8 protein-coding genes and 3 tRNA genes are annotated in these 11,986 nt (G+C 37.5%); 7 read left to right on the top strand and 4 right to left on the bottom strand.

What is annotated here, in order from left to right; genetic code table 11:
• The first annotated feature begins 139 nt into the window (after positions 1-139).
• Positions 140-1,177 (top strand): 1,9-bis(guanidino)-5-aza-nonane synthase, encoded by a 1,038-nt coding sequence (locus ACY2LT_RS05395; RefSeq protein ID WP_491814355.1) that lies wholly within the window; start codon positions 140-142, stop codon positions 1,175-1,177.
• 82 nt (positions 1,178-1,259) lie between these two features.
• On the opposite strand, the gene ACY2LT_RS05390 is transcribed toward ACY2LT_RS05395, so the two are convergent.
• Complete coding sequence (locus ACY2LT_RS05390) at positions 1,260-2,462, bottom strand: aminotransferase class I/II-fold pyridoxal phosphate-dependent enzyme (RefSeq protein WP_491814353.1); 1,203 nt, start codon at positions 2,460-2,462, stop codon at positions 1,260-1,262.
• A 186-nt stretch (positions 2,463-2,648) separates the two neighbouring features.
• On the opposite strand from ACY2LT_RS05390, the gene ACY2LT_RS05385 reads away from it, so the two are divergent.
• The 3 genes from ACY2LT_RS05385 (at position 2,649) to ACY2LT_RS05375 (ending at position 2,902) form a co-directional block, all read left to right on the top strand.
• A tRNA-Ala gene (locus tag ACY2LT_RS05385) sits at positions 2,649-2,721 on the top strand.
• 11 nt (positions 2,722-2,732) lie between these two features.
• Positions 2,733-2,807: transfer RNA gene (locus ACY2LT_RS05380), tRNA-Asp, on the top strand.
• A gap of 20 nt (positions 2,808-2,827) precedes the next feature.
• Positions 2,828-2,902, top strand: a tRNA-Asp gene (locus tag ACY2LT_RS05375).
• Between the two features lie 201 nt (positions 2,903-3,103).
• On the opposite strand, the gene ACY2LT_RS05370 is transcribed toward ACY2LT_RS05375, so the two are convergent.
• Positions 3,104-4,117 carry a hypothetical protein gene (locus ACY2LT_RS05370; protein ID WP_491814351.1) on the bottom strand — a complete coding sequence of 338 codons (1,014 nt, stop codon included), beginning with the start codon at positions 4,115-4,117 and terminating at the stop codon, positions 3,104-3,106.
• Between the two features lies 1 nt (position 4,118).
• A complete protein-coding gene (locus tag ACY2LT_RS05365; RefSeq protein ID WP_491814350.1) occupies positions 4,119-4,622 on the bottom strand; it encodes a hypothetical protein in 504 nt (167 codons plus the stop codon).
• A 137-nt stretch (positions 4,623-4,759) separates the two neighbouring features.
• Here ACY2LT_RS05365 and ACY2LT_RS05360 point away from each other — a divergent pair, with 137 nt between their 5' ends.
• The 3 genes from ACY2LT_RS05360 to ACY2LT_RS05350 are packed head-to-tail and all read left to right on the top strand — an operon-like array spanning position 4,760 to position 11,201.
• Positions 4,760-9,544, top strand: coding sequence for a VPS10 domain-containing protein (locus ACY2LT_RS05360; protein WP_491814348.1), 4,785 nt, complete (start codon positions 4,760-4,762; stop codon positions 9,542-9,544).
• Positions 9,545-9,597: 53 nt separating this feature from the next.
• Positions 9,598-10,479 carry a bifunctional methylenetetrahydrofolate dehydrogenase/methenyltetrahydrofolate cyclohydrolase FolD gene (gene folD, locus ACY2LT_RS05355; protein ID WP_491814346.1) on the top strand — a complete coding sequence of 294 codons (882 nt, stop codon included), beginning with the start codon at positions 9,598-9,600 and terminating at the stop codon, positions 10,477-10,479.
• Entirely contained in the window at positions 10,479-11,201 is a 723-nt protein-coding gene (locus ACY2LT_RS05350) for an RluA family pseudouridine synthase (RefSeq protein ID WP_491814344.1), read from the top strand. Before folD ends, ACY2LT_RS05350 begins: the two co-directional genes overlap by 1 nt.
• Here ACY2LT_RS05350 and ACY2LT_RS05345 read toward each other — a convergent pair.
• The gene (locus ACY2LT_RS05345; RefSeq protein ID WP_491814343.1) at positions 11,196-11,867 is read right to left on the bottom strand and encodes a metallophosphoesterase family protein; all 672 of its coding nucleotides are present in this window, start codon (positions 11,865-11,867) and stop codon (positions 11,196-11,198) included. The two genes, ACY2LT_RS05350 and ACY2LT_RS05345, sit on opposite strands and share 6 nt — an antisense overlap.
• Positions 11,868-11,986 lie beyond the last annotated feature (119 nt).

Genomic DNA, 11,986 nt, shown 5'->3' with positions numbered 1-11,986 from the left:
TCAAATTTAAACATTTTTTTATTAGAAACAAAAAGTATAAAAATTCAGTAAGAAATAACGTAAGCAATTTATTTTATTATAAGTTTATAATTTTTTGTATTTTTGTAGAATATTTTTTCAATAACAATCGGAGAACAAAATGGCAGAAAAGAAAGATTTTTTGAAGCCTGACAATATTATTAAACATATTGATATTACTAAATATAATGTAGTTGAATTGATTAATGATATGGGCGATATGGCTTTTCAGGCAAGAAACCTTAACCGCGCTGCTAACATTTTCAAAATGATGCTCGAAGACAAGGAATGTGCTGTTTACCTTACTCTTGCTGGTTCGCTTATTAGTGCTGGCTTGAAAAAAGTAGTTGTTGATATGATAAAAAATAATATGTGCGATGCTATTATCTCAACTGGTGCAAATATCATTGACCAGGATTTTCTCGAAGCACTCGGTTTTTATCATTACAAAGGTTCTCAATTTGTCGATGACAACGAACTTCGCGAATTGATGATTGATAGAATTTACGATACTTATATCGATGAAGAAGATTTGCGCGTCTGCGATATGACAATTGCAGAAATTGCTAATTCTTTAGAGCCTCGCCCATATAGTAGCCGCGAGTTTATCGAGGAAATTGGTAAGTGGTTGGTTGAAAACAATCGCGGCGAAGACTCCATTATTAGAACTGCTTACGAAAAAGGTGTGCCAATTTTCTGTCCTGCTTTCTCTGATTGTAGTGCTGGTTTCGGACTTGTTCATCATCAATATCATAGAAAAGGAAAAGATGTTGTCTCTATTGATTCTGCAAAGGATTTCCTTGAACTGACCAAGACAAAAATCAAAAATCCAACTACTGGAATTTATATGATTGGTGGCGGTGTGCCAAAAAACTTTACTCAGGACATTGTTGTTGCTTGCGAAGTGCTTGATATTGATGCAGATATGCATAAATATGCTATACAGATTACCGTTGCTGATGAACGTGATGGCGGGCTTTCCGGCTCAACACTCAAAGAAGCAAGTTCTTGGGGCAAAGTTGAAACTACTTATGAACAAATGGTTTTCAGCGAAGCAACAATCGCATTTCCGTTAATTACTGCTTACGGTTATCACACTCGCGCTTGGGAAGGACGCCCGGAACGTCGTTTCAATGATTTTTTAAATAACGAAGAATAATATCAAATTCTTTCATCTATAAAAAAGAGGCTGTCTCAAACAATGAAACAGCCTCTTTCTCTATATTATATAATTTAAATGATTATTTCAATAACCCAACTTTTTTCATACAACCTAATATTCTTTCTAATGTATCCTGAATATCATTATCCAATCCCATCGAAAAACGAACAAGACCCGGTGTCATTCCCATTGCTTCTTGTTCTTCTTTCGGTATTTCTGAAGAAGTTGAACTTCCGGGCGAGCTAAACAGCGTCTTATAGAAACCAAGCGATACAGCAAAATATCCTACTTTTGCTTCCTGCATACAAATCATTAAATTGCCGGCAGTTTCGGCGTCTTTCGCATCGATTGTAATCATTCCGCTGTATCCGTACTTCGGATTTATCATCGATTTGATTAATTCGTGCTGCGGATGTGATGGCAAACCGGGATAAAATACTTTTACTCCTGCTTTTTCCAATTCACTTGCAATAAACATTGCATTTTCACTATGTTTTTTCATTCGGATATGCAATGTCCGAAGGTTTTTCAATATGCTGGCACTTCTGAAACTATCCAGAACCGGTCCAAGCAACATTGCTGCACCATCATTAACATTTCTCATGCTTGCAATAAAATCGTGAGGTCCGCATACCGCTCCTGCAACACAATCATTTGTGCCATTGATGAATTTTGTCAGCGAATAAACAACAATATGAGCACCTAATTCGTAGGCAGGCACAACCATCGGGCTGAAAGTGTTATCGACGACTAATTTAATACCGCGTTCGTCAGCAATTTTTCTTAATTCTCTAATATCAGCAATTTCAAGCAATGGATTGCTAATGGTTTCGCAATAAATCACTTTTGTCTTTTCGTTGATTTTGCTTTTAACTTCATCAAGTTTTGTGATGTTTACAAAGTGAGTATTAATGCCAAGCTTAGGGAAGAAGTTTTTAAGCAAAGCGTAAGTTCCACCATAAATCGTTCTGCTGGAAACAATTTCATCACCGCAACCACATAATTGTAGCAAGCAAGTCGAAATAGCTCCCATTCCTGAAGCCATTACGTTCGCATCTTCTGTGCCTTCGATCGCTGCAAGTGCCTGCGTCAAATAGTGATTCATCGGGCTCATATGTCTTGAATAAAGAAAGCATCCTTCAACTTCTTCACTAAATAATTGTTGCATTTTTTCAACACTTAAAAAAGTATATGTGGCTGCATCTGAAATTGATGGGTTCACATCACCGAATTCACCAAAAACTTGATAATCTTGCAATCTAACTGCTGGATCATTATTCATTATTTTCGCTCCATACAAAAAAATACATAAACAAATATCTTAAAAATAAGTTAATAAAACAAATTATTTAGTTTATCTTGAAACGATAAATTTATTGAGTCAAAAAATTTCTTTTGAGAAATTATTTTTTTTCTGTAATTTTGCTTTCCCTTGTGAGTGTGATTGACAAATTAATAACTCTCGAAGGGGCCCATAGCTCAGCTGGGAGAGCGCTTGAATGGCATTCAAGAGGTCAGGAGTTCGATTCTCCTTGGGTCCACTTCGCAATTTGGAGCCGTAGCTCAGTTTGGTTAGAGCGCCTGCCTGTCACGCAGGAGGCCGCGAGTTCGAGTCTCGTCGGCTCCGCAATCGAAAATCCGTTCTTTGGAGCCGTAGCTCAGTTTGGTTAGAGCGCCTGCCTGTCACGCAGGAGGCCGCGAGTTCGAGTCTCGTCGGCTCCGCATTCCTTAAAAGGCTGCCAATATATTTGGACAGCCTTTTTTCTTTTCAAACCTTTCTCGTTCCAGTATTATAGATAATAGTTACTGTTGCAATCATCTCTTATAAAAGTCCAGGAATTTTCTAAGTATTTTTTACCGAACTGTATAAAAAAAGACGCTTAATTATAAGCGTCTTCTTTATTCTGTTTTTTTTTGTTTCAGTTATTTAACGTTTTGTTCTTTTGTCTTTTTCCGATTTTGCACTAATAAAAATATTATTACTCCGATTAACACAATAAATATTATCACAATCAACAGATTTTCTGCTAAGAATTTTGCCAATTTTTCTCCAAACGAAGCATCGCCCATCTCAATCATATTCTTTAAATCCGCTACCGCACTCTCGATTTGAGATGCATAACTATTTGTGCAGGATGTGTTCAATTCCCGGAATTTGTTAATTAACTCATTTGCTTGCGAAATATATGATTCAACTTCAGCAAGATGCACTTTGTTCTCTTTATAATATGCTCTTGCAGAATCAAGAAACGTCTGGTCCTTTTCTACTTTTTCGAGTGTTATCAAAAAATTGTTCATTATTAATTCTGCGATCTGACATTCCGATTGGTTCAAAGAATCTTGCAAAGTCGAAGGCACCTGGCTAAACAACTCGTTATCTTGTGTGTTCTTTGGCAATAGTCGCATAATTCGCTGAACTGCTGTTTTGCTTTGTTCAAGCACATACCTTGTTTGAATATTTTCCTCTTTTAGATTTTTATTTACTTTTTGCAGATGTGTTGCCTCTCTCTCCAAAAATTTTACTCTTTTGGTAAGTTGCTCGATTAGTTCTTTCAACTGCACATTTTCTGCATACAAGCTGTCGCCGCGTGCAATCGATACTTTCAGTTCTTCGGAAGTTTCGTCTAATTTCTGTTTGGTTGCTTCTAAATGTTGCTTGTTTCGTAGCCAGGTTTCATATTCTGCTTTCTTATTTTTAGCATCTTGAATTGCTTTTGATGTTAATTTTTGATTAGCATTTCCAAAATGATTCGGATTAAGCTGGATTGTTGCATTTAAAAAATCAATATCTTTTTGTGTTAAGCTTTCAGTTTCTTTAGCCAATACTTTCTGAATATCAGAATAAAATGTTTGAAAATTTTCGCTTATTTGTTGTGCTTGAATACTAATGAAACCAAATATTAGCAACAATAGCATAATTTTTGTCATACTTTTCATTTTATTCTCCTGCTTTAACTGATTTATTATTTATCCATTTATCTTTTTCATCATCAAAAATATAGAACCTTTCTCTATTCTGGTCATATATTCTTAATAATTTTTCGTTGATTTCGAAAACTGCTAAGCCTAAATTCTTTTCAGGCAATTCAATCGACTTATACTTCACAATATTTTTTTTGTGTGGGATAATTAGCCACATTTTTGTGAAACTATCACTATAAAGAAAATATCTTCCGTTGTATTTTGCAATTGAAAAATTGATTCCGTTTCTTGGTTGTATCTGCTCTTCTTTCAATATGTCGTTTAGATAGATGTTTTCGCCGGTTTCAATAATCGTTACATAACAATCGTTTCCTACCATAAAACTTTCAGGGCATTCTCCTTTTTTGCAGGAAAACCTTTGTGAACTAACGCAGGTTAGGCAGGTTTGCTCGAATGTGGTTGTTGAAACACATCCAGCAATAATAGAACTTGCTAATAAAATCAGGAATAATTTTTTCATTTTGTTCCTATGATTATTAAAAAAAACAAAATTATAATATTTTATGGTAGTTAGCAAAATGAATTTTGTATTTGAAAGCAAAATAATTATATTAACTAAATGTCTTTACTAATTGTAAGTTTTTTTGAGCAATTATTATGAAAAACTTCCTTTACCTTATATTGCTTTTGGGAATTGGGCTGTTTTCCAATCAATTGTTTTCCCAGGACAGGCCTCCTCTATGGATGATTAAAGATTATAATCGTAATTTTTATGAGATTCAGGCTGACTTCAATAAATATTGGGAAGGCAAAGTAATAACAAAAGAAACACCTCGCGAAGAACGAATGGGGTGGAAGCAATTCAAGCGTTGGGAATGGTTTTGGGAACAACGTGTTGCTCCTTCAGGTGTTTTCCCTAATCCCGGACATACTTATTTGGAGTACGCCAAATATCGTGAGCTGAAATCTAAGCAAAAAGATAGAAAACAAGCAGGTGATTGGACTTTCTTAGGACCTTCGAGTTCCTCGGGAGGCTATTGGGGACTTGGTCGTTTAAACTGTATTATCGAGGATCCACGTTACGATGGAGTAACCAACAAAACTATCTTTGTCGGTGGTGCAAGCGGCGGAGTTTGGAAAACTACAAATGGTGGACAAACTTGGGCTACTACCACCGATGAATTTGCTGCTCTTGGCATAGCCGATATCGTGATTAATCCGTCAAACCCAGATATTATTTATGTTGCAACAGGGGACGGCGATGCTACTGATACCTATTCATTCGGTGTTGTGAAATCTACCGATGGAGGCAACACGTGGAATTTGACTGGTTTGCAGTTCCAAATAACTAATTTCACTACTTGCCGAAGAATGGTTATTAATCCATCTAATCCTAATATTCTTCTGGTTGCAACAAACAATGGCTTATATAGAACTTCCAACGCAGGGACAAACTGGACATCCGTGCAAAATGGTGATTTCTGGGATGTCAAACTAAATCCTGCCGATCCAAATATTGTTTATGCAGCTACCACAAACCAGATATATCGTTCTACTAACGGCGGAATTAATTGGACATCTGTTTCATCTATCAGTGGTTCCACAAGAATTGCACTGGCTGTTACTCCCGCAGATAGTGCAAGCGTCTATGCCCTCTCTTCAAATGGCAGTGGAGCATATAATGGTCTCTACCGTTCAACAAATTCCGGCAGCAGCTTTTCTCTTGTTTCTTCAACCCCGAATATTTTGAGTTCTTCAGCTACTGGCACAGGCACCACTGGACAAGGTTGGTATGATCTTTCAATTGCTGTTGATCCAACTAATGCAAATATTGTTTATGTTGGCGGCGTAAATATCTGGAAATCTACAAACGGTGGAGCAAATTGGTCGCTTCGGGCATACTGGACAAGTTCTTCAAGTGTCCAAACTGTTCACGCAGACCATCATATGCTCTATTTTGGCGGCACAAACCGTCTCTATACTGCTAATGATGGTGGGTTAGACGTATCGACAAATGGAGGTGTGAACTGGACGTATTTAAGTTCCGGAGTTTGTGTTACTCAATACTATCGAATTGCTACTTCCCAAACTAATCCAAGCGTCGTTATTGGCGGCGCTCAGGATAATAGTTCCAGCCTTATGACCGCTTCTTCTTTTACCATGACAATGGCAACCGGCGATGGAATGGATCAGGCTATTAATCCTTCTAATGGCAATACTATGTTTACTTCAAGTTATTATGGTGATTTGTACCGTTCTACAAATGGAGGCAGTAGCTGGACAGATATTTCTGAGCCTAACGACAATGGTGGTTGGGTTACTCCATACGTGATTGATCCCAATAATCATACAACATTGGTTGCCGGATATACTGGCGTCTGGAAATCAACTAATAATGGAACAAATTGGACAAAAATCTCAACTTTTACTAATAGTTCCTATCTTAACGTTGTTCACGTTGCTCCTGCCAACTCAAATTATATCTATGCCGGGCACAGTTCTGCACTCTGGCGAACAACTGATGGTGGCTCAACCTGGTCGCAAATCACCCTTCCTTATGCTTCGCTTTCTTCTCTTACCACTAATCATTCTAATCCCGATGTTATCTGGATTACTATGAGTGGCTACTCCTCAGGTAATAAAGTTTTTAAATCTACAAACGGTGGGCAAACCTGGCAAAACATTTCCGGAAATCTTCCAAATGTCCCTTGCAACGTAGTCATTTATCAGCCAAACACAGATAACCGTGTCTGGGTTGGTACTGATATCGGTGTTTGGTACCGTGGAGATAGTGATCCAAGCTGGGTTGACTATAACGATGGTCTGCCTAATGTAATTTGCAATGATTTAGAAATTCAATATTCAGCTAATAAACTTCGCTTAGGTACTTATGGTCGCGGGCTTTGGGAAGCAACTTTGCTCGGAGCACCTAACGCGCCACCATCTCTTACTTCTCCGCTAAACAATGCAGGCAATACTAACCAGAATCTTTCTTTGCAATGGTCGCCCTCTGTAAATGCCGTATCATATAGGGTTCAGGTTTCCACTTCAAGTAATTTCAACAACTTAATTGTTAATTCTTTGACTGCTAATACATCGTTTAATCTTACAAACTTAAATTACAACACACAGTATTTCTGGCGCGTAAAAGCATATAAGCAAAATGATTCAACAGATTGGAGCGAAAGCTGGAATTTCACTACTCGTATCGAAATCTATCCGCCTACTCTTGTTTCCCCTCAAAATAATGCTAACAACTATGCTAATTTGCAAACCTTTTTCTGGAATGTTGCCGAGAATGCAACATCTTATCGATTGCAAATATCAAACGACAGCTTATTTAACTCATTAATTTTAAATCAGGTGCTCTCCGACACTTCTTATTCCTGGAGCAATTTACCCGCGAATAGTGCTTTCTATTGGCGTGTCCAGGCGTTCAATTCAAATTATACAAGTGGATGGAGCGAAATCCGCAAACTCACTACTTATAACCTCGTTACCGTTCAAATTGGTTCAGGAACTGCAACTTCGCAATTCCCATACTATACCTATTATCACGATGCTGTTACTTACCTGCTCTATACTTCGTCTGAAATTCTTTCAGCAGGCGGTTTTGGTGGGCTCATCCAGTCGATAGGCTTCAATGTTACTTCTGTTGCAACTCAACCGATGAACGGCTTTTCCATATATATGCAAAATACTACTCTTTCGTCCGTTACTGCACCAATTACATCAGGATGGACACTTGTTCATTCATCAAGCTCATTTGCAGTTGCTCAGACCGGATGGACTGAACACGTTCTATCAACTCCTTTTGCATACGATACAACAAAAAATTTACTCATAAAAATCTGCTTCGACAATAATAGCTGGACAGCTTCCTCCGTTGTTCAGGCAACAGCAATTTCGAATCGTGCATATGCTCGGTACGCCGACAATCATACAAATACTTGCTCAACTGACCCATCAAGTGCAACTAGCCCAAGCCGTGCAAATATTCGTCTGACAATTTCCTCTCCTCTTCTGCCTCCTGTTTTGCTTGCACCAGCCCAGTCGGCGGTACTTGCTCACGATAGACCTGCCTTCTCGTGGTCGGCAGTAAATAATGCCCAATCATACCAGCTTCAGGTGATAAACGCAAACAACGCACAAATGCTGAATATTTTTACTAATCAGACGCAATACCAGTCTGCTCCTTTGTTCTACGAAGGTCAGGTTACTTGGCGCGTTCGTGCAATTTCGGGGACCGATACAAGTGGCTGGAGCACAAGCAACTTTACTATAACTCGTTCAACTGTTACTCATAGCATTCCGCTTGTTTCTGGCTGGAATATGATTTCATCCTATGCCGAACCAGATAACTTAGCAATTGCTAATATTTTCAGCCCTCTTGGCAACAATCTCCAGATTGTACGCAACGTTGCCGGACAAACGTATATCCCAAATCTATCAAATATGATAAATGAGTGGCAAATTCGTCAGGCTTATCAGATAAGAACTCTTTCCGGCTCTACTTTGAACATACAAGGCTTGAAAATTATACCCAACTCAACTCCGATTGTGCTTAATTCATTTGGGTGGTATTGGATACCTTATTTCCGCACTGCGTCTATGCCTGTTTCCACAGCTTTATCATCTATTAATGGTAAATATCTGCAAGTGAAATCAATAACCGGCGAAGTTTACTATCCACCGTATATCACAACATTGCAAAATCTGGAACCCGGCAAAGGCTATATGCTGCGTTCCACTTCTACTACTGGTGTGCTCGTCTATCCTGCAAATCCTTCTATTAAATCTTCTTCGAATAATTCGATATATGAACCTGTATTTTTCAAAAGAAATAAGCATATTACAGGAAAAACATCAGTCATTGCAATAGATATACCCGGACTTGTCGAAGGCGATGAAATTGGTGTTTTCACAGAAGACGGTTTGCTTGTGGGCTCTTCAGTGTGGTCGGACGTATGCCGAGGTGTGGTTGTCTGGGGTGATGATGAATTCACATCGGAAAAAGATGGTGCATTCGAAAACGAAAGATTACAGATAAAAATTTGGAAGAATTCGACCAATTCAGTTTACAATACAAATATTAATACAATAAATAATCTTGATAAATCAACAAATGAAACTACTCTTTCTTACAAAACTGACGACATTTTGAATATTTCGGGGCAGCTTGCAAGTGCAATAACAGAAGAATTGCTAATTTATCCTCAACCGTCATCAGGTAGAATTACGATAAGTGTATTGGGAAATCTTGAGAAAAAGTGTCAGGTAATAGTATTTGACTACAAAGGGACAGAGATTTTCAATAAAAACGTCGAAAGTACAAATAATCGTGTAGAGTTAGATTTAGTAAATATATCGTCGGGGATTTATCAAATAATAGTAATAGATAGTAGAAGTATCTACAAAGATAAATTTATAATTGTTAAGTAGAAATTATCCCCAAATTTCGTATTTTTGTAATATTGAAATTTGGGGATTTTTTTATGGCAATAATCATTGACGGGAAAAAAATTTCTGACGAAATTAAATCAGAAATCAAACAACGCACTGAAAAATTATTCTCTGAAAAATCTATTAAACCGGGCTTGGCTGTATTATTAGTTGGCAACGACCCTGCTTCGTCTATTTATGTTAATAGCAAAGCAAAGGCTTGCCAATCTCTCGGTTTCGATTCTATCGTTAAGCGTTTGCCCGAAGATACACCTGAAAGCGAGGTGATTAATATTGTTAATCAGTGGAATGCCGACCCGTCTGTTCACGGGATTTTAGTGCAGTTGCCTCTGCCGAAGCATATTAACGAAACAAAAGTATTGCTCTCTATTCAGCCAAACAAAGATGTTGATGGCTTCCACCCTGAAAATGTCGGACGTTTAGTGATTGGTCTTCCCGGCTTCGTTTCTTGCACTCCTGCTGGTATTTTTGAACTGCTAAAACGTTCTAATATCGAAACTTCAGGTAAACACGCTGTAATCGTAGGCAGAAGCAATATTGTAGGCAAACCAATCGCAAATATTCTTTATCAGAAAAAGGCTTTCGCTAATGCAATCGTTACAATCTGCCATACTGCTGCAAAAGATTTATCATACTATTCAAAACAAGCCGATATTTTAGTTGCTGCTGTTGGTAAACCTGAAATTATTCGTGGCGAAGATGTTAAAGAAGGTGTGGTTGTAATCGATGTCGGAATTAACCGGATTGACGACCCATCAACTGAAAAAGGCTATCGCATCGTGGGCGATGTTCATTTCGATTCTGTTTCGAAAAAAGCTTCTGCAATTACTCCTGTCCCCGGTGGTGTTGGTCCTATGACTATTGCTATGCTTATGTACAACACTTTGCTTTCCGCAGAAGGTGCAATTTACTGATGAAACCCAATATAAACATTATCTTTGAAGACCAGGACATTATTGTCATAAATAAACCATCGGGACTGCTTACAATCCCTGATAGATACAATCACTTGCTCCCATCAGCAATCTCTTATCTGAAATCAAAATTCGGGGAATGCTTTGTAGTTCATCGTCTTGATAAAGACACAAGCGGTGTTATGGTTTTTGCAAAAAATGCAGATGCTCACAGAAAATTAAATCTGCAATTCGACAACCAGCAAGTAAAAAAAATATACCACGCAATTGTTCAGGGTATTTTGCAAAAGGATGAACTCGAAGTAGATATCCCTTTAATTCAAAATCCTAATGGTGTTGGTGTGCTGCCTTCAATTCGAGGTAAAGAATGCCTCTCGATTATTAAAGTTATCGAACGATTTAAAGTCGCCACTCTTGTAGAAGTAAACTTAGTTACCGGCAGGCAACATCAGCTTCGTGCTCACGTTGCTGCTATCGGACATCCCTTATTGGTTGATGATTTATATGGAGAAAATTCTGCCTTTTTGCTGTCTTCAATTAAAAGGCGATATAATTTGAAAAAGAATACCGACGAAAAACCCATTATTTCCCGTATTTCAATGCATTCCTGCTCGATTGAATTCATTCATCCGTCTATTAATCAAACTGTAAAATTTGAAGCAGCTTATCCAAAAGATTTCGGGGCTACTCTGGAAGTGCTCAGGAAATATGCTAAATTATAAATCAATATTTTTTTGAACAGTAAGCTCTAATGTGTCTATATTTAAAGCAACTAAATTCCCCAATGATGAATACCTGTGGTGGTAGCAGCACCCGCCATCTATTGTGATTTTGTCCGTTTTCAATGAAATTACTATCTCATCTATTGTTTTCGGTGTGTGCCCGACAATCATTTTTTTGTTGTTGATCTTTTCTTTTTTCGGAATTGAATTTCTGATCCACAACATTGTTGTTTGGTCGTCAAGTGGATTCTCAATATCAAAATTCAGCCCTGCATGGACAAGAATGTATTCATCCAATTCTATGTAATTGGGCATCTCATTGATGAAATTAATATATTTTATCGGTATTTCACTTGTTTCAAAAACTCCGAAACTATTAAGCGTTTCATTACACCCGTTGAGTATCCACAATTCCATATCTGATAATGATTTCATAGAATCAATCATCATTTGCTCGTGATTTCCTCGCACAAAGTGAACATTATAATCTTCAATTTTTAAATCCATTAGCAAATCTAATACTTCTTTTGAACGCGGACCACGATCAATATAATCTCCAACGAAAAAAATTTCGTCGTCTTTCGTTATTCTTAACTTATCGAAAAGCAACGCATTCAACGTTTTGTAACATCCGTGGATGTCAGAAATTGCGTACCTGTTTTTCATAAAAATAATATTTCAAAGTTTAGTATAATTATGGACGTTATTAATATCTTAGTATTGTTTGTATGTTCGCTTTCATATTGAAAAATAGCAACTTATAGATTATTTTCTTGTTAATTTTA

It is taken from the genome of Eximiradius proteiniborus (assembly GCF_058546985.1).
Note: the sequence above shows the minus strand (reverse complement) of the source record. Positions and strands in the feature narration are given on the sequence as shown.